The sequence below is a fragment of the Endozoicomonas arenosclerae genome, assembly GCF_001562015.1.
Classification (GTDB): domain Bacteria; phylum Pseudomonadota; class Gammaproteobacteria; order Pseudomonadales; family Endozoicomonadaceae; genus Endozoicomonas_A; species Endozoicomonas_A arenosclerae.
In genome coordinates, this window is the sequence record NZ_LASA01000065.1 from 21,609 (window position 1) to 39,394 (window position 17,786).

The 17,786-nt window shown below is 47.8% G+C and carries 16 protein-coding genes; 9 read left to right on the forward strand and 7 right to left on the reverse strand.

The window, feature by feature from the left end:
- Positions 1-31: 31 nt before the first annotated feature.
- Both WG89_RS09285 and WG89_RS09290 read right to left on the reverse strand, forming a co-directional pair.
- A complete protein-coding gene (locus tag WG89_RS09285; protein ID WP_062264652.1) occupies positions 32-916 on the reverse strand; it encodes an SDR family oxidoreductase in 885 nt (294 codons plus the stop codon).
- 69 nt (positions 917-985) lie between these two features.
- Positions 986-2,818, reverse strand: a complete 1,833-nt coding sequence (locus tag WG89_RS09290; RefSeq protein WP_062264656.1) for an acyclic terpene utilization AtuA family protein — start codon at positions 2,816-2,818, stop codon at positions 986-988.
- Between the two features lie 219 nt (positions 2,819-3,037).
- Between WG89_RS09290 and WG89_RS09295 the strand changes: the two genes are divergently transcribed.
- Positions 3,038-3,643, forward strand: coding sequence for a TetR/AcrR family transcriptional regulator (locus WG89_RS09295; RefSeq protein ID WP_062264658.1), 606 nt, complete (start codon positions 3,038-3,040; stop codon positions 3,641-3,643).
- A gap of 46 nt (positions 3,644-3,689) precedes the next feature.
- On the opposite strand, the gene WG89_RS09300 is transcribed toward WG89_RS09295, so the two are convergent.
- The 4 genes from WG89_RS09300 to WG89_RS09315 form a co-directional block, all read right to left on the reverse strand.
- Positions 3,690-5,009: a dicarboxylate/amino acid:cation symporter gene (locus tag WG89_RS09300; protein ID WP_062264661.1), complete on the reverse strand. Its 1,320-nt coding sequence runs from the start codon at positions 5,007-5,009 to the stop codon at positions 3,690-3,692.
- 383 nt (positions 5,010-5,392) lie between these two features.
- Positions 5,393-6,229 (reverse strand): phytanoyl-CoA dioxygenase family protein, encoded by an 837-nt coding sequence (locus WG89_RS09305; protein WP_062264664.1) that lies wholly within the window; start codon positions 6,227-6,229, stop codon positions 5,393-5,395.
- A gap of 139 nt (positions 6,230-6,368) precedes the next feature.
- Positions 6,369-8,054, reverse strand: coding sequence for an NAD-dependent malic enzyme (locus WG89_RS09310; RefSeq protein WP_062264667.1), 1,686 nt, complete (start codon positions 8,052-8,054; stop codon positions 6,369-6,371).
- Between the two features lie 523 nt (positions 8,055-8,577).
- Positions 8,578-8,862, reverse strand: a complete 285-nt coding sequence (locus tag WG89_RS09315; RefSeq protein WP_062264670.1) for a hypothetical protein — start codon at positions 8,860-8,862, stop codon at positions 8,578-8,580.
- Between the two features lie 290 nt (positions 8,863-9,152).
- On the opposite strand from WG89_RS09315, the gene WG89_RS09325 reads away from it, so the two are divergent.
- The 5 genes from WG89_RS09325 to WG89_RS09345 all read left to right on the forward strand — a co-directional run bounded on the left by WG89_RS09325 (position 9,153) and on the right by WG89_RS09345 (position 13,996).
- Complete coding sequence (locus tag WG89_RS09325; RefSeq protein ID WP_062264675.1) at positions 9,153-10,214, forward strand: ABC transporter substrate-binding protein; 1,062 nt, start codon at positions 9,153-9,155, stop codon at positions 10,212-10,214.
- Between the two features lie 308 nt (positions 10,215-10,522).
- On the forward strand, positions 10,523-11,332 hold the full coding sequence (locus WG89_RS09330) for an alkaline phosphatase family protein (protein WP_062264677.1): 810 nt from the start codon (positions 10,523-10,525) through the stop codon (positions 11,330-11,332).
- Positions 11,333-11,344: 12 nt separating this feature from the next.
- Entirely contained in the window at positions 11,345-12,196 is an 852-nt protein-coding gene (locus WG89_RS09335; protein WP_062264680.1) for an ABC transporter permease, read from the forward strand.
- Positions 12,180-12,962: an ABC transporter permease gene (locus WG89_RS09340; protein WP_216638456.1), complete on the forward strand. Its 783-nt coding sequence runs from the start codon at positions 12,180-12,182 to the stop codon at positions 12,960-12,962. The genes WG89_RS09335 and WG89_RS09340 overlap by 17 nt, the downstream gene beginning before the upstream one ends.
- Positions 12,959-13,996 (forward strand): ABC transporter ATP-binding protein, encoded by a 1,038-nt coding sequence (locus WG89_RS09345; protein ID WP_062264682.1) that lies wholly within the window; start codon positions 12,959-12,961, stop codon positions 13,994-13,996. Before WG89_RS09340 ends, WG89_RS09345 begins: the two co-directional genes overlap by 4 nt.
- 35 nt (positions 13,997-14,031) lie before the next feature.
- Here WG89_RS09345 and WG89_RS09350 read toward each other — a convergent pair whose 3' ends face one another.
- Positions 14,032-14,703 carry an HAD family hydrolase gene (locus tag WG89_RS09350; RefSeq protein WP_062264686.1) on the reverse strand — a complete coding sequence of 224 codons (672 nt, stop codon included), beginning with the start codon at positions 14,701-14,703 and terminating at the stop codon, positions 14,032-14,034.
- A 320-nt stretch (positions 14,704-15,023) separates the two neighbouring features.
- On the opposite strand from WG89_RS09350, the gene WG89_RS09355 reads away from it, so the two are divergent.
- From WG89_RS09355 to WG89_RS09365, 3 genes are all read left to right on the forward strand, one after another.
- Positions 15,024-15,356 (forward strand): ArsR/SmtB family transcription factor, encoded by a 333-nt coding sequence (locus WG89_RS09355; RefSeq protein WP_062264688.1) that lies wholly within the window; start codon positions 15,024-15,026, stop codon positions 15,354-15,356.
- A 158-nt stretch (positions 15,357-15,514) separates the two neighbouring features.
- Complete coding sequence (locus WG89_RS09360; RefSeq protein WP_062264690.1) at positions 15,515-16,654, forward strand: pentapeptide repeat-containing protein; 1,140 nt, start codon at positions 15,515-15,517, stop codon at positions 16,652-16,654.
- A 50-nt stretch (positions 16,655-16,704) separates the two neighbouring features.
- On the forward strand, positions 16,705-17,784 hold the full coding sequence (locus WG89_RS09365; RefSeq protein ID WP_062264693.1) for a hypothetical protein: 1,080 nt from the start codon (positions 16,705-16,707) through the stop codon (positions 17,782-17,784).
- Positions 17,785-17,786 lie beyond the last annotated feature (2 nt).

A 17,786-nucleotide genomic window follows, 5' to 3' on the forward strand; every position in this document is an offset into this window, starting at 1 on the left:
GGGTCTCGTGAGCAGTCCTGAATGTTAAAAATTACTTTTCGGAGTCTGAATATTTGTCCGTAACCCACCGGGGTGGGTTGGAGCGATGAAAACCATCAAAAGGCTGGTTGTTTTTCGCTTTCGGTAGTGGCCAGCTGTTATTACCCTGGGAGGCAGCGCCATCAATTCTCAGGGTTGAGCCACTGATGAAAGCAGCTGCTTCGCTGAGCAGAAAGCAGATTGCAGCACTGACTTCTGATTCGCTTCCCATACGTTTTAAGGGCACATGTTGATAGAGCTGCGAGAGCATGTTTTTGGTTGCGTCGTCGTAAGTATCCATGCCACTGGAAGCAATCCAGCCAGGAGCAATAGCGTTGACCCTTACTCCACTTCTGCCCCATTCGTAGGCCGCTGTTTTGGTGAAGTTATCCATTCCCGCTCTGGCTGCTCCGGAATGCCCCATGCCCGGCATGCCGCCCCAGTTATCCGCAATAATATTAACGACACTTCCGCCGTGTTCCTGCATGGACTGTTTAAAAACTTCTCGGGCCATCAGAAAACCACCGATAAGGTTGGTTTTCACAACGGCTTCAAAACCGTTCTTGCTGATATGTTCCAAAGGTGACGGGAACTGCCCGCCAGCGTTATTGACCAATCCATGAATAACGCCTTTTTCTGAAACCACCTGACTGACCAGAGCGGTCACACCCTCTTCGTCACGAATATCGCAGGTATGAATAGATGCACTGCCACCGTCTTCAATGATTTCCTGCTGGACCTGCTCGAGCTTTTCCAGCTTTCTGCCTACCAGAATGGCATGGGCACCCAGAGCCGCCAGCTCGTGAGCAGTGCATCGCCCTATACCGCTGCCACCACCGGTGACAATGATGTTTTTGTTGTTGAACAGGTCTTGTCTGAAGATTGAAGCAAAACTCATGGGGTATCCTGTTTAAGCGCTCATGGCTGTTTTTATTGGTTCATAACTTTTTAAAGGAATATGACTGCTTTAATGGATCAGCTGTTTGGCTAAAGCAGGGGGCACTGGTATCGGGTAATCCAGCATTTGTTGAGCGTAGGTTTTACCCTGAGGGTCCGGGTTCAGGCTCGCTATACCCCCGCCGCCCAGACTGTTTCTCAACAGAAAGTTGAAGGCGTTCAAGCCTGGTAAATACCAGCGTGAAACATCACTGTCAGGATCATCTAGAACATGAGACATGTGGTTGGCCAGTGACTCTTCAGTCAAAGCGGAAGCAATGTAGGAAACATATTCAGGCTGTCGTGCAATCACCCCAATGTTGGAATGGTTACCTTTGTCACCGCTGCGACACCAGGCCAGTTTGACCAGAGGCACAGTTAACCAATCCTGATCCGGGGAAGCTTTTTCAACAGGCCATTCCGGTTGTGCTTCCAGAGTGAGCGGGTTGGAAGAGGAGTGGATGGTCACAGGTGTTGTTTGGTCATCTATTACCAAATGGACGTTAATATCACTCTTTGGAACCAGCAGAGAGTAGAGGCAAATACGAGGAGAAACGGATGGGCGACCACCGGTAACACTGCCCGCTATGCCAGAAGCCATGGCCGTGGCAGCCTGGGCAATTTCTTTGGAAAACAATACCAGTGCTTTTTTGTCAGGGTGAGTGACGGCAATGCGCATGACTACTTCCCTGAAGCCGCTGTCATCACTTTGCGTTTGTTGGAGAGCTCCGGCACCCAGAGCATCAACACGTGTCCGGGTGAAGTCAGTAATGCCTTTGCTGGCAAACAGCTTGCGACACTTGGTCAGAATGCCTTCAGCTACTGATTCCGCTTTTGCAGACGCTTCAACACCACCAATCAGCAGGTTGGCAACGCAGCGGAAATCATCAATCCAGGTTCCTGAAACCTTGTAGTAGCCTGAAGGTGCATAGCCTTTGGCTCCCGCAACCGCTACGCGATCCTTCCCGGTCTCCTCAAGTTTGACCTGTGAGAAGTCACAAACGACATCTGGCAATAAATAGTGCCGGGGATTATCAATTTCATAGAGGATCTGTTCAGAGACGGTTCCTTGATTGACCAGCCCACCGGTATTTTCTGGCTTGGTGACTTCGAAGTGTCCGTCTGCATAACACTCAATGACTGGGAAGCCCATGTCATCAAAGCCTGAGACTGTTTTCCAGTCGGTAAAGTTTCCACCCGTACATTGAGTGCCACATTCTATGACATGGCCTGCCAGACTGGCCTGAGCCAATTTATCGTAATCGGTAGGCTGCCAGCCAAATTCCCAGGCCAGAGCACCGGTAACTACGGCACTGTCCACTATACGACCGGTAATGACTATATCGGCCCCGGCTGCCAATGCTGCGCTGATTCCTTCGTAGCCAAGGTAGGCATTAAGACTGACAAAGCTCTCTGGCATGGGAGCGTTGCTGAACATCTCAGTCAGGTTTTGCTCTCTGTAATGCTGCTGTTGATCCATCAGGTTGTCACCGGTGACAACCGCCACTTTCAGAGACAGGCCTGCTTCTGAAATCACTTTGACAAGAGCATCCCTACAGGCCAATGGGTTGATCCCACCTGCGTTACTGATGACTTTTATATTCTTTTGAGCAATGGACTCAAGAAGAGGTGTCAGCACCTGAACAAAATCCGGAGCGTAGCCCATATCCGGATTCTTCATGCGAGCCGCTGCCATGATGGACATGGTGACTTCGGCCAGATAATCAAAAACAAGGTAATCCAGTTGTGCTTTGCTCACCAGCTGATGGGCTGCTGTACTGGTGTCACCCCAGAAGGCGGAGGCACAACCGATGCGAATGCTTTTATCGTTGCTTTTTATAAGCTCAAGGCTGTTTGTATTCATTGTTAACTGCTCGGATGCCACTGGCATCCTGATTGGGCAAGGGGTACTATTTAAATTACCAAGCAAGCGCTTGGTTGGCAAATTTAAGAATGACTGTTAACCATGAAAATCCTGCTCTATGATGCGCTCGTTATTTTCTGGTTTGGGGTGTGCGACGCGGTTTGCATACTGTAGCGCCCACATTGGTAACTACTGTTTCAGGTCGGTTTTGTGAGTGAAATGTCTTCTGTTCTGCAGACGCTGGTGGATCAAAAAATTATCAATGCCCCTGACAGTGCCAAGGGGCGCTTGCTGAGAACGGCTGCCCACCTGTTTGTCGAACGGGGTTATGAACGTACGACAGTGAGAGAGTTGGCAAAAGAACTGGGGATTCAGTCGGGCAGTCTTTTTTACCATTACCCCAATAAAGAAGCGATTCTGAAAGCCGTTCTGGTTGAGACCATTCACATCAACACTGCACGCATGCAGGAGGCTCTGTCTCGTACTGAAAATCCGAAAGAGCAGGTGCTGGCTCTGATTCGCTGTGAGATTGAATCCATAATAGGCGAAACGGGCGAAGCCATGTCCCTGCTGTTATCCGAATGGCGTTCTCTGACCGAGGAGAGTCAGGAAGATATTTTGGAGTTGCGAGATCAGTATGAAAGACTTTGGCTTGATAGCCTGGAAGAGTGTGAAGAAGAGGGCTTGCTGGCTATTGATCCGCATATTCTGAGGCAGTTTCTGCGAGGCGCTATTTCCTGGGTGAAAGTCTGGTATGACCCGGGTGGTCGACTGGATCTGGAGCAGCTTTGTGAAATGGCACTGACAATGGCGGTTAAAAAATAAAAAAGGCCGACAAATCGTCGGCCTTAAAAAATCAATCAGTTAACACTCAGGCTCTTTGAGCCTGCTGTTCACCAATGTGGTGGAAGTCGATGTTTTCATCGCTTTCACCGGCTTCCATATCGTTAAAAATCTGCTGGTCCATCTCGCCTTCGCTCTTGGCAACAATACAGGTGACAACGCTGTCACCGGTGATGTTTACGGCAGTACGAACCATATCGAGCAGACGATCCACACCCATGATCAGGGCGATACCTTCCAGAGGCAGACCCACCTGTTGCAGAACCATTGCCAGCATGACCAGACCTACGCCAGGCACACCTGCGGTACCGATAGACGCCAGAGTCGCAGTAACGATAACCATCAGGTAGTCACCCATGCTCAGGTCAATACCGAAAGCCTGGGCAATGAAAACAGTGGCGGCACCCTGCATGATCGCAGTACCGTCCATGTTGATGGTGCTGCCCAGAGGTACAGTGAAAGATGCCACTTTGTTGCTGACACCCATACGACGGGTTACTGCTTCCAGAGTAACCGGAATAGTGGCGTTACTGGAGGCGGTAGTGAAAGCAAACATAAACGCATCCTGAATTTTCTTCAGGAAGATGCGTGGGCTCAGGCCGGTAGTCACTTTCAGCAGACCGCAGTAAGTGATGAACAGCTGCAGAGCCAGAGCACCCAGTACTACCAGGAAGTACTGAATCAGGTTACCGATGGCACCCAGATCGATGGAGTAGAACAGCTTGGCCATCAGACCCATAACACCGTAAGGCGCCAGGTTCATGATCAGGGTTACCAGCTTCATCATCACTTCGTTCAGTGCTACGAAGAGCTTGACGATGGGCTCGGCAGGCTTGCCCGCTGCCGCAATAGCAATACCGAACAACAGGGCAAATACAATGATTTGCAGAGTGTTGCCGGAAGCCATGGCTTCAATCGGGTTGGACGGGAACATGCCAATGATCACTTCAGTGATGGAAGGGGCGGTGGAAGCGGCAAAAGAAGACGCGCTTTCCAGGTTGGCACCTTCACCCGGACCCACCAGAAGTGCCAGACCCATAGCCAGGCTGATAGCGATGCAGGTGGTCAGTAGATAAAACACCACTGTTTTGCCGCCCAGACGACCAAGAACGGTGACGTCTTTCAGTGAGCAGGCACCACAAACGATAGAAGTGAATACCAGAGGTACCACAATCATTTTCAGAGCGGTCAGGAATATTTGACCAACGACGTTGAATACGCCATTTACCAGGTAGTGCTCAACAAAAGTACTACCTGTAAACTGGCGCATGACCAGGCCGATCGCCAGACCTGCCACCATGCCGATCAGCACCTTGGCCGTGAGGGAGAGTCGAATCCACTGCTTCATGTTGTTTACCTGTGTTGCCAAACATGGCTCTTTCGTCATTCACTTGTGTTTTATTTGCACGAAAGAGTTATGCGGGGAAGTATCAGATCAGACTTTTTTGGAGGTATTATCGCTGAGTCACTCCAGCGATTTCTTGCGGCGCTTATGGAGTTTAACTATGCCTGCCGGGGTACTGGCTGGCTTTACCGGTGTAATAAAATATTACTGTCCGGCTATCCCCGATCTTTTTACAGCTTAAGTTCGTTTGGCAAAATGCTGGTTTGATCTATGTCAATAAATGGATAAAGAGTGACCAAAAAGCGGTATTTTTAACGCTATTTCCTGCTTTTTTTTGAGAATCTGGTTGATTTGACTGTGGATTTGCTGACTTTTTGAAAGAATATTCAACAAGTATTCAGCTTGCTTATAGTGGCTTTATGAGTTTTCTTGGTCTGCCTCCTGGGCTGGTTGAAATTGGCATCCAGCATTTCAAGAATTTCTCTGTGATTCAAACCGGTCAGCATGCAGGGCTTTTCATGATAAAGCCAATGATGGGTTGGCAGGCCGAATTGAATCACCATCAGGTTTCTGTCTAGCTCTGACCGATTAACCTGTCCACCATGAATCAGTTTGGGATGGATCGCCACAGCCTGTCCGGGTTTCAACTCCAGAGAGATACTCTGTTCATGCTGGTTGATATCCAGTGAGCGCTTTTTATGTTCCCTGATTGCCAGTTCATCACTCAGTGTATGGCTGTTTGCAATGACTTGAGTACAGCCGTTGCTTTCCTGCATGCCTTCAAGGGGTAACAACAGACGGAAAAAACTGTCTGAATGCTCCGGGCAAATATACTGATTCGGGAAATCCCTGTGCCAGCTTAGTGAAGGGCCATTCTTAGCCGGTTTCCGAGTGACATTGGAGAAGTGGTAGACAACATCATCGTCTCCCAGGATCGAACTGGCTATATCCCAGAGACTCGGGTTCATGATCAATGTTGCAAAAGTGGTGGACAGTTCGACCGGCTCGCCAATCAGATAAGGTTCTTCTTCGATCGCCTGTTGATCCGCCCCCGGGTTTCTATGGTCTGGCAGTTCGGAGAGGGGAATTACATAATCACTGAGTAGTTGATTATCCTGCCTGAAAAGGTTTCGTATGCGATTAACTTCATTTTTGGCAGATTCCCTGCAGTTGTCAGAAATGACATTGTTGAAAACCTGATAGCCCAGTTCCAGGTAGCTCATGATCGGCCTTAGAGAAAATGGATGGATTCCAGATCGAGGGCAAACAGTATAGCAACGGATTGGAGGTAGGTTGTTTGCACGTCTTGTGACGTGCAAACAATAATTGATGATCAGGAATCATCAATAGAAAGAAGAGCTGTTAGCAGAAAGACATACGAATACGACGGTATTCAGGACTCCAGCGTTTTGCTCTGATCTTTTGTTCCAGATCAGTCAGTTCCGTGACAGGAGCCAGGCCTTCTTTCTGAGCCTGCAGGGCTACTGCAAGGGCAATGTCATTGGTGACATGCTGAATACGATCCATCAGAGGCAGTAGAGGCGCCTCCTTGTTAACCAGAGCTGGGGAAGCCAGCGCCAGTGTTTCTACAGCGACATCCAGCATTTGATCGGAGATGCGGTTGGCACCACAGGCCAGAACACCCAGACCCAGACCCGGGAAGATGTAAATGTTGTTGCACTGGGCAATCGGGTAAGCACGATCATTGAACTGAACCGGTTCAAATGGGCTGCCAGTAGCGATCAGGTCTTTACCGTTAGTCCACTTGATGATGTCTTCAGGCAGTGCTTCTACCTGACTGATCGGGTTAGACAGAGGGAATATAATCGGCTGATCGTGGTTGGCCGCCATGTTCTCAATGATTTCCTGAGTGAACAGGCCTGGCTGACCGGAAACACCGATGATGGCGTCTGGCTTTGCAACACGAACCACATCAGCCAGAGAGGCTCCACCCTCAGCGGACCAGCTTTCTATATCACCAAAATGGTGTGTCAGCTTCTGCTGGAATGGACGCAGGCCTTCCATTTGGTCGTGTAACAGACCGTCACGATCCACCATGAAAATGCGTTTGCGGGCTTCTTCGTCGGACAGGCCGCGACCTGTCATCAGACGGATAATCTGTTCTGCAATACCACAGCCTGCAGAGCCAGCTCCCAGGAATGCGACCTTCAGGTCTTCAATGGATTTACCGGCCGCTTTGGCTGCGGCCATCAACGTAGCCGCAGTAACACCGGCTGTGCCCTGGATGTCGTCGTTGAATGTGCAGAGTTCATCGCGATACTTCTCAAGAAGAGGCGTTGCGTGGTTAATGGCAAAGTCTTCAAACTGCAGCAAAGCATTAGGCCAGCGACGTTTGAGTGCCTGGATGAACATCTCTAAAAACTCGTAGTAGTCTTCGTCACCGATACGCTCATGACGCCATCCGAGGTAGTTGGGGTCTTCCAGTAACTTCTTGTTGTTAGTACCGCAATCCAGAGTAATAGGCAGGGTCAGGTTAGGTGTGATGCCACCTACAGCTGAATACAGTGACAGTTTACCGATGCAGATACCCATGCCACCAATGCCCTGGTCACCCAGGCCCAGAATACGCTCACCGTCAGTGACTACGATCACTTCAATATTGCGCTTGAAGTTAGCCAGCATGGCATCCATCTTTTCGCGCTCAGGGAAGGAGATATAGAGACCCCGAGGACGGCGATACAGGTCGCTGTAACGCTGACAGGCCTGACCTACTACAGGTGTGTAGATGATAGGCAGCATTTCCTGAAGGTGACGCTGAACCAGTGCGTAGAAAAGCGTCTCATTGGTGTCCTGCAGGGAGCGCAGATAGATATGCTTGAGTATAGGGGTGGGTTTGATAGTAAAGGACTTATAGGCACGACGACATTGCTCTTCCAATGTTTCTACACGGGGTGGAAGCAGACCATGAAGGTCCAGTTCGCTGCGCTCTTCAAAAGTGAAGGCCGTGCCTTTGTTCAGCAAAGGGTTTTCAAGAAGCATACGGCCGGAAAGACCAGTGTGAATGCTGTTTGAGTCTAGATCGGTCATTATTCAGTTCCAGTGGTGGCTCTGGAGGGTGCATCAGAAGTTCAAGACGGGCAGCCCCCGAAGCTTTATACCAGCCTGCGGTGCTTAACACTGTCATGATTTGTGAGTCTAAGGATAAATCTTGGTCTTCATCTTAAATAGACAGGAAAAGCCGAAGTGACCATGCGTGCTTTTGACTGAACAGACGCATCTCTTCAGCTGTCAGGAATTAGTGCATATTTCAATGCCGCTAAAAACACTGTTTTACAGTAAAAAAGCCGGATGACAAGTTTTCAGGGGCGATATTTTGCAGCAGAACACAGTTTAATCAGAGCATTAATTAACCCATGGTCGTTTAGTTGGGTAGTGGTGTTACATAACGTCATGATTGTTACCCGTTCGGTTTGGGTGGGTAACATAATAGACCAGTGTTGAGCGTAGGTTTATTTCTCTGGTCATTAGTTATATGTACGTATTATAGGGTGTGTAAGCCAATTGTTAAAAGTTGGCACGTGGATTGTATATATAGGGTCAAGAATAAAAATTACAGCCAACAATAAAAATAACAACAGGCTGAATAAGTTGACCCGAATAAAAATAATAAAGTGTCAGCAGCAAGCAGATAGGTTTGCAAGGTGATTGTTTGAGGTAATGCTACCAAGACGGAACCTTTCAGCCTAATAAAGAGTATTTTTGCTAAAGAAGTACTCATAACAAATAGCTGGCGGGTTGCATGGAAGCAGCAAAAAGGTCTTAGCCGCACAGTTTGTAAACCCATCTGCTTGGTTTTCTTTTCAACTCTTCTCTGTTTCTCTTCATTCTCATTCATGCATACCTGACAAGCTGGATTTTTCCACCATACTTCCTTTGTTCTGCCGTGAGACTGTTTCCTGCATGACCATTTTTCAGGAGCCAGAGGACTGATCTGTGATTGCTTAAGTCCAAAAGGTTCGTGGGTATTTTGGCTCGCAGAAGTTCATTAAAGCGTTTACTGAGCACGGCGCTGACTGTTTACTATGAAAATGCCGCTCTCTCAGAATCTATAGCCATTTTCATGTTCCGGGGTGAGCGGCATTTCCGGCTCATGGCTGTTTGTAAACTGAACGAGATGGAAATAGGATGAAGCGACAGCTTTGGTCGGGGACAGTGGTATTGATAACAGGCATTGGCTTGCTGCTCTCCTGGCAGGTGTATGCTCTCACAGATTTGCAGCGTCTTGAAAAAGCTGCTTCTGAAGAAGGGCGTCTGGAAACTGCCACCATGCCTGATGACTGGGCTAACTGGGGCCAGACCTGGAGAGATCTGAAAACCAAGTACGGTATAGCTCAAAGAGATACGGATATGAGCAGTGCCGAGGTGATCTCCAAGATCAAGGCAGAACGTAAGCATGCGACTTTGGATATTGGTGATTCCGGTCTTGAGTTCGCCAGTGTAGCCAAGTCCCAGGCCATCACCCAGCCTTACAAACCAACCACCTGGCATCAAATTCCCGATTGGGCAAAAGATCCTGATGGCCACTGGATGCTGTCTTATACAGGGACAATGTCTTTTATTGTTAATCTGGAAAAGGTGAAGACAGTTCCCCGAAGCTGGAAGGATCTTTATGAAGGGAAGCATAAGCTTTCTATTGGCCCGGTTGGTAAGGGCAGTCAGCCAACCAATGCAGTTCTGTCCGCTGCTATAGCCATGGGGGGGAACGAAAAAGACCTGATGCCGGGCGTTAAACTGTTCTCGAAGCTGGCGCAGGAGAAACGTCTGACTCTGGTTCCGCCCAGTGTTTCCAACCTTGAGCGGGGTGAAGTTGAAGTTGCTGTGCTCTGGGATTTTAACGCCCTCAACTACAGAAATATTATTGACCCGAAAAAGTTTGAAGTAGTGATTCCCAGCGATGGTGCTGTGATCAGTGGTTACAGCACTATCATCAATAAATGGGCTAAAAATCCTAATGCGGCAAAGCTGGCGCGAGAATATATTCTCAGTGATGCAGGTCAGATTAATCTGGCCAGAGGTTATGCCCGCCCTATTCGCCCTGTCCCCCTGCCTGATGACGTAAAAAAATATTTATTGCCTGAAGAGCAGTACAAGAATGCACGGCTAATTCAGGATATTTCAGCATGGCGAAGAAGTGCCAGAGAGTTGCCTTATCTCTGGCAAGACTATGTGCTTTTTCATCTCGATTAAATCTGCTCCAGTCTTTGGGTGTGCGGGATTTATAGAGGGGGACGAATTCTTGGAAATTATTTGCTGACGAATAATAAAACTCGACTAGTATTCCACGGGCAGTTCGGACTTTTACACCTTGAGAATGAAGAGTTACAAAGCATAGGGTGGTTGGGCTGTCATAATAGAAAGCCGTTTTTCGGTTAGTTCAGTTGTAATATTTGTCGCAGTTAACTGTCATGTTTGAAGAGAGACATTTTGCGAAATCTTGATGTGAAGAAGATCGAGGCAAAATGGTTTTCATGGCAAGCAAGTGTTTGGGGTGAACCATGAGCAACAAGGTCATACTGATTATTCTCGATGGTTTGAACTATCAGGTGGCTCGTGAATGCATGGGGTGTTTAATGGGGTATGTGGAGCTGTCCAGAGCACAGTTGCACAAGCTGGTCTGTGAATTGCCCAGTTTATCCCGCCCACTCTATGAAACGATCCTGACAGGAACACGCCCTCTAGATCATGGCGTTCTGTCAAATGACATGGCCAGACGATCTCATCAAAACAGTATTTTTTCTCTGGCCAGGGATCGTGAAAAAACAACGGCAGCTGCAGCCTATTACATGTTCAGTGAGCTTTATAATCACGGACCTTTCCAGCCTCTTGAAGATCGTTTTCAGAACAGTCCTGATCAATTGATTCAGCATGGTCTTTTTTACTGGTTGGATCATTACCCTGACAGCCATCTCTTTGCCGATGCAGAATATCTTCGAACCGCTTATGATCCGGACTTTCTGCTTATACACCCCATGAACGTGGATGATGCAGGACATCACCATGGTTTGCTGTCTTCCGAGTATCGCAAAGCTGCCCGGTCTGTTGATGTGCAAATGGCTGAATATCTGTCGGGTTGGCTGGAGGCTGGCTATCAGATCATGGTGACCAGTGATCACGGCATGAATGGTATGTGCAGTCATGGTGGTACCCTGGCTGAAGAGCGTGAAGTGCCCCTGTTCCTGCTGGGTAAAACCTTTGACCACCTTCGAAGTATGCAGTTGAAACAGTTGCATATCTGCGGTCTGGTTTGCGAAGCCCTCGGGATTGAGCAGCATGGAAAGCTGTTACCTATCAGTTCTGCTCATTGAGAGAAGACTGTTATGGTTTCACGCCAGGCAGGAAAAAAAGCGCTTTTTCTTTTAATGCCTTTCATCCTGGTCTTTTTCCTGTTTCAGGTATTGCCTCTTATCTGGGTGTTTGTTGATAGCTTCAAGAGCAATCTGGGTGAAGAGTGGGGAATAGGGAACTATGAGTATATTTTTGAAAGCCGCTATTTTCGTCAGGCTCTATTCAACAGTCTGAAAATCAGTCTTTATTCCAGCATTGTCGGTATGTTGCTGGCTTTGCCCTGTGCTTGGTCATTGCACCGATTGTCAGGTCGCCTCAAAGAGTTGACTCTGACCTTTGCCAATATGATTGCCAATTTCTCCGGGGTGCCTCTGGCATTTGCCTTCGTCATTCTTCTGGGTGCTAACGGTTGCCTGATTGTATTGCTGGATCAGTTGGGCATTCAGCTGGGATTTAATCTCTACTCTGCCTTGGGTCTCATTCTGATCTACAGCTATTTTCAGATTCCTCTGGCCATTTTGTTGATGTTGCCTGCAATGGAAGGGCTTCGGGATGAATGGCAGGAAGCAGCCTGTTTGCTGGGCGCTGGCAAAATTCGTTATTGGATCAGTATTGGGCTCCCGGTTCTCATGCCAGGCATACTAGGCACCTTCATTATCCTGTTTGCCAATGCTATGGGCACAATGGCGACGGCATTTGCTCTTACGGGCGGTAACTATAACCTTCTGACGATCAGGATCAGCAACCTGATTTCCGGTGATATTTTCCTGGATCCCTGGCTGGCCAGTGCTCTCTCCATGGTGCTGGTATTTATTTTGATGCTGGTAACGCTGGCTAATGAGTGGTTAATCAAGCCGGGGAGGCTCCGTGCAAAGGCCAAATAGTCTTGGGCATCTGTCGGTTATTATCATCTTCATGATGGTTATGATCCTGCCGCTGCTGGGCACCCTGCTTTACTCTATCAGTACCTCCTGGTCTTCAGGGTTGCTGCCGGATGGTATTACCCTGAAATGGTACACATCTCTGTTTGCGGATCACCGGTTTTTACAGGCCATGATGAACTCTGTCCTGGTGTGCCTGGGAGCTCTTTTACTGACCCTGGTGCTGGTGGTGCCAACGGCGTTTATTGTTTTCTACTACTTTCCGTTTCTGAAGCCCTTCATGAATTTCATCATTCTATTGCCATTTGCTGTGCCTCCAGTGGTGTCATCGGTCGGTTTACTGCAAATCTACTCCAATGATGTAGTGACTCTGACAGGAACTCCGTGGATCCTTTTAGGGGCTTATTTCACCGTGGCATTGCCTTTCTCTTACAGGGCGATAGCCAACAACATGGCGAATTTGAATCTTCAGGATATGCTGGATGCGGCTCATTTACTGGGAGCGAGTACTTTCAGGGCTTTTTTTACCATTGTTCTACCGAATCTGAAGACCGGTTTAATGGTGTCGCTGTTCCTGAGTTTTTCACTGCTGATTGGTGAGTTTGTGTTTGCCAATATTCTGGTGGGCACCCGGTTTGAGACGGTGCAGGTTTATCTGTTCAACATGAAGACAAGAAGTGGGCACTTCAGCAGTGCTGTGGTGGTGAGTTATTTTCTGATCATTGTCTTGATGACGATACTGGCCGGGCAGTGGGGCAAGAAACAATGAGCTTTCTGAGAGTAGATGGACTGGAAAAGAAATACGACGATAGTTTTGTTTTCTCTCATATTCATTTCTCATTAGAAAAGGGGGAGTTTGTCACCCTCTTAGGCCCATCCGGTTGCGGAAAGTCAACACTGCTACGTTGTATCGCCGGGCTGACTCAGGTGGATGATGGACAGCTTTTTATTGACGGAGTCAATGTCACCGATACACCGGCCAGGCAGCGTGGCATTGCAATGGTTTTTCAGAGTTACGCTTTATTTCCCAATATGACGGTTCGGGAGAATATTGCGTTTGGTTTAAAAATGCAGAAGGTGCCGCCTTCAGAACAATCAAAGCGGGTTAATGAGGCGGTTGAACTGGTTGAGCTGGGAGGGAAGGAGCAGCGTTATCCCTCGGAACTTTCTGGAGGTCAGTGTCAAAGGGTGGCGTTGGCAAGGTCACTGGTCGTCAGACCTCGAATCTTGTTGTTGGATGAACCGCTGTCAGCTCTGGATGCCCGAATCAGGAAAAACCTTCGTGAGCAACTGAGATCGATTCAGAAAGAGTTGGGACTGACAACCTTGTTTGTGACCCATGACCAGGAAGAAGCCTTAACCTTATCTGACCGAATTCTGTTAATGAATAACGGGAAAATAATTCAAAATGGTACGGCTGAAGAAATTTATACCGAGCCCGCTGATGCCTTTGTGGTTCGCTTCATCGGTAACTATAACCTGCTAAGTGCTGAGCAGGCTCATCAGGTGCTTGGCATTCAATCTCAAAAACAGGTCGCCATCCGGCCTGAGTCCATCTATGTCCGGGAAGAAGGCCGTCAGTACCCTGAGCATGTTCGTCATCCTGTGCGAGGAGAGGTGGTTGATTATCTGCTTCTGGGCAATGTTATTCGTTACCGGATTAAGGTCAGTAATGTAGAGCTTCTGGTGGATCTGCTCAATAGAAGTTCTGAGCGATTATTTCCAGCCGGAGCGAATCTGGAACTTTTGTTCAACACTCATGAGATCAGGGAAGTGGATGAAGAGAATTCGGCCATTGGGTAATCTATTCGAGGCTACTAAGGCGATACCTGTTCTCGTTAATTCATCTGGAATTGTTCAGATAGTAAGGCTCTGGCATCCTTCAAGCTGTTCAGAATGGCAAAGGCATGTTTTTGCACATCGTCTTCAGGAGGAAGGTAATCAGGGACCATAATGGCGTGACATCCAGCATTGAAGGCTGAACGGGCTCCGTTGTTGGAATCTTCGAAAACCACCGCTTCAGAAGGCGTAACGCCTAATTTTTTACAGGCCATGAGGTAAGGTTCAGGATCAGGCTTGCCTTGGGTTACCTGCTCTGCAGTAATCACTGTTTCAAAGCTTTCAAACTCATCTCTGTCAGCAAAGTGGTGTTTCACAGAGGTCAGCCGTGATGAGGTTACCAGACCTATTTTCACAGGTTGGCTTTGCAACCACTGGAACAGCTCGGTAAAGCCTGCTTTGGTCTGGGTGGGGTGGCTATTGATGTAATCCTGAAACAGCTCTTTTTTATGTTGGTAAAAGGACTCTGCCGGGCAGTGACTGCCATAGAGCTCGCTGAGCAATGCAAGGGTCTTTTCGCCAGTGGTAGCGGTACAGCGTTTAAAAAAATCATCGTTTACTTCGTATTCGAAGGACTGGCCAGCAAGTTTCCAGCAATGGCGGTGAATAATCTCTGTATCAAAGATCAGGCCATCCATATCGAATAGCACGGCTTCCAGCTTCTGTTTCATAAGCTCTGTCAGTTACCTCAAACTTATATTCATTCTATCATTAGACAAAAAACCAGGTGTATCGAGTTAGCTTTCGGCCATCATAAAAATGAATCTATCCTCGCTTTTTATTTTTAGGTGTTTCCTGAATACGTGCTCTAGACTGGATTTTCGTTTGTAATGTGATGTCTGGTTATTTTTGGTGAATTTTTCAAAAGTAACAGGGTCTGACTTCAGGTGCTGGTTGAGTCGAGTTAGACTTGTTTCTCCAGTATAAAGATGAGCTGATGTTTTTAGCTCATGACGATTTAATTTAAACGTATTTTAAAATGTAATTCTCTATGACTGAATCTCATCAGCCCTGTTGTACTGAATTACCAGAATTGTCTTCAGAGCAGTTGGCCAGACTGGCCTCTCTTTTCAGACTTCTGGGGGATGAGGGGCGCCTCAAGTTGGTTATGGCCTGTATTGATGGTCCGCAGCCTGTTTGCTGCCTGTCAGAAATATCAGGTATGTCTCAGCCGTTAACCAGTCACCACCTCAGAGGACTCAGGGAAGCAAGAATTCTCAAGTCATCTCGCCATGGTAAACAGGTACTCTACGAACTGGACGATCACCACATTCGACATGTCGTTCTTGATCTTGCCAGCCATGTTCTGGAGCCCTGTGACTGAGTGCTTTTGATATAGCACTAATGCTCCATTTTCTCTCATTCCCTCACTGCTCTCCTGCCTGCGGTTATCAATGCATTTTGATGACTGCGGGCTAAATCTTTCCGTTCATCGGGCGAATTCAATTAACAGCTAAAAATTTCAGCCGGGGAGGCAGAGTAGTGTCCGATTCAGGGAAAGATACCAGGCAGAAAGCCAAAGAGGGGCTGGGTCGGTTTGATGTTCTGGCCAAAGGTGGCCTGAAAACCGAAGGGCTGTCCGGAAAAAGTGCTATTCAGCTGAAGGGACTTGGCGATTACAAAATAGTCATTGAGCCCGCACAAGAAGCTCAAATGGTCATGAATAATCCATCATCTACTGATCTGGCTGCTGAGCTACAGGCATTGTTGCATCCGGGTATGAATGTACCTGCTCGGCAAGTGCTGAAGGGCATGGAGCTGGATGGCAGAGATCTTGAAAGAGTCTGTTTCAACCAGACCGATCTGAGAGGGTGTAACTTCAGAAAGACGCAGCTTCGAGGGGCCAGGTTCAAGGGGTGTGATTTGTCTGGCGCTGATTTCACAGGGGCTGACCTGAAAGACACTATTTTTGAAGATTCCGTTCTGGAAGGTGCTGATCTGAGGCACTGCAGGTTGGATGATGCTCGCCTGGTGGATTGCAATTTATTTGCGGTTAATTTTGATCAGAGCTGTCTGGATAATGCCGTGATTGATAGCTGTAACATGGGAGCCCAGAGTTTCCATAACAGTTCATGTATGGGCTTGAAGATGCATAACAGCCAGATCATTCATGGTTTTCTGGATGATGCCAACTTCACCGGTTCAGAATTAAGAAATATGGAATTCAGAAACTGTACTCTGACCAGTACTCATTTTAACAATGCCCTGATGGAAGAATGCCATTTCAAGGGGTGTGACAGTTTACAGGAAGGCCCGGTGTTTTCTGGTGGGACCTTGAACAAGGTCGTTATGACTGACTGTGAATTCAAGGTTCCCAAGCTGGTTCAGACCCGAATCTCGAACAGTTACTTTACACGGGTCGATCTTGATTCAGCGTTAATGGAAGGTACTCAGTTCAATGAGGTGATATTTGAGCAGGGTGAGTTCAGGGAGTGTTACAGCCTTGAAGAAAGTCCATCGTTTAACCACTGCCGTCTCGATCATATTACGATTGATCAGGCCGAGTTCAGTCATGCCAGATTTGATCGCAGTTCGTTTATAGGTGCCATGATTCGGGATTCTGATTTTGGAGCCTGGACTATGAATCATACGGGGTTGGATGGAGAGACCTCCATTGAATAATGAGTGGCTGATCCTGCCAGATTTTAGGCAATAAAGGAAAAGGGGGAAAAATGGACTCTTTGCCTCCTGAGTCTAACCGGAGACCTGATCTATCCGTTGGGTCACCGGGCATTCCCTCCTCTCAGAATCAACCAGTCAGACTGGTCGACAGTCAAAGGCAATCCCCGGATGCTCCTTTCTTATCTCATGATAAAGCCCTGACTGAGAGGAAGATCAAACCTCTGTCGAATGGGTTGGCACTCATGGTATGTCGCGTGTTATCGGTTGTATCGAACTGGGCAAGGGATAAGGCAGCGCTGACTTTATTACTAAGGGCTGAACAAGCGCATAGGTCAGGTAACAGTCTTAAGGCCATCCACTGGATCAATCAGTTGCAATTTCATCAGGGGTTTCTGGAAACAACTGAAGAAGCCATCTACCAACGCTTTAAATTGTTGTATGAAAATCTGGGGGGAAACCCCGAGAACACCGGTGTAAAGTTACCTTCACCAAGCGTAGTGAAAAAGTGGCAAGAGAGAAGAATTCCTGACTACTGGCTGGTGTTAGGGTCTGAAGACAGCGGTAAAAATGGACTTGTTCAGGCCATGGGTAATTCATACCCAAGGGGTAACCGTCTGTTTGAATCTGTAGGTAAAGAGCTGGATGAAACCCAGTTTAAAGATTCCGGGCATCTTTATATTCCGGGGAAATCCCTTAAATATAAAACTATGGCCGTGCAGACTGGAACACAAAATGGTTTATCGGAAGAGTTGTCCAACACCATTCAGGAAGCAGGGCAGGTGACATATACTTTCAACATGCTCCAACCGGATTTGGAGATACAATTGTTGGAAGTCGTGAATCTGCTGAAGTATTTTCAAGCCCATTCCATGGATCTTGAGAAGTTTCACATCTCGTTGACCTGTGCTCATCAGTTAGGCCGGAACTTTTCAGATGAAGCAGCGTGGTGGTGCAGTCAGATAAAAAATCGGCTGGTTTCAGAGGCTGGTCTGGCCCAGGAGCAGGCCGAAGAGTTGATCTCAAATCGACTCTCGTTTGCGGGCAGTCCTTTGCTCAAAGAGAGCCGCAGGCGGGCTACAAAAAATGTAGGTAAGGACTGGCTGTTAAAGCTGTTTCCGGAACAACGTTAACA

Bases quoted from the DNA above. Each gene is read 5' to 3' on its own strand.
- WG89_RS09285 (WP_062264652.1), bottom strand. From the start codon at position 916: ATGAGTTTTGCTTCAATCTTCAGACAAGACCTGTTCAACAACAAAAAC.
- WG89_RS09290 (WP_062264656.1), bottom strand. From the start codon at position 2,818: ATGAATACAAACAGCCTTGAGCTTATAAAAAGCAACGATAAAAGCATT.
- WG89_RS09295 (WP_062264658.1), top strand. From the start codon at position 3,038: ATGTCTTCTGTTCTGCAGACGCTGGTGGATCAAAAAATTATCAATGCC.
- WG89_RS09300 (WP_062264661.1), bottom strand. From the start codon at position 5,009: ATGAAGCAGTGGATTCGACTCTCCCTCACGGCCAAGGTGCTGATCGGC.
- WG89_RS09305 (WP_062264664.1), bottom strand. From the start codon at position 6,229: ATGAGCTACCTGGAACTGGGCTATCAGGTTTTCAACAATGTCATTTCT.
- WG89_RS09310 (WP_062264667.1), bottom strand. From the start codon at position 8,054: ATGACCGATCTAGACTCAAACAGCATTCACACTGGTCTTTCCGGCCGT.
- WG89_RS09315 (WP_062264670.1), bottom strand. From the start codon at position 8,862: ATGAATGAGAATGAAGAGAAACAGAGAAGAGTTGAAAAGAAAACCAAG.
- WG89_RS09325 (WP_062264675.1), top strand. From the start codon at position 9,153: ATGAAGCGACAGCTTTGGTCGGGGACAGTGGTATTGATAACAGGCATT.
- WG89_RS09330 (WP_062264677.1), top strand. From the start codon at position 10,523: ATGAGCAACAAGGTCATACTGATTATTCTCGATGGTTTGAACTATCAG.
- WG89_RS09335 (WP_062264680.1), top strand. From the start codon at position 11,345: ATGGTTTCACGCCAGGCAGGAAAAAAAGCGCTTTTTCTTTTAATGCCT.
- WG89_RS09345 (WP_062264682.1), top strand. From the start codon at position 12,959: ATGAGCTTTCTGAGAGTAGATGGACTGGAAAAGAAATACGACGATAGT.
- WG89_RS09350 (WP_062264686.1), bottom strand. From the start codon at position 14,703: ATGAAACAGAAGCTGGAAGCCGTGCTATTCGATATGGATGGCCTGATC.
- WG89_RS09355 (WP_062264688.1), top strand. From the start codon at position 15,024: ATGACTGAATCTCATCAGCCCTGTTGTACTGAATTACCAGAATTGTCT.
- WG89_RS09365 (WP_062264693.1), top strand. From the start codon at position 16,705: ATGGACTCTTTGCCTCCTGAGTCTAACCGGAGACCTGATCTATCCGTT.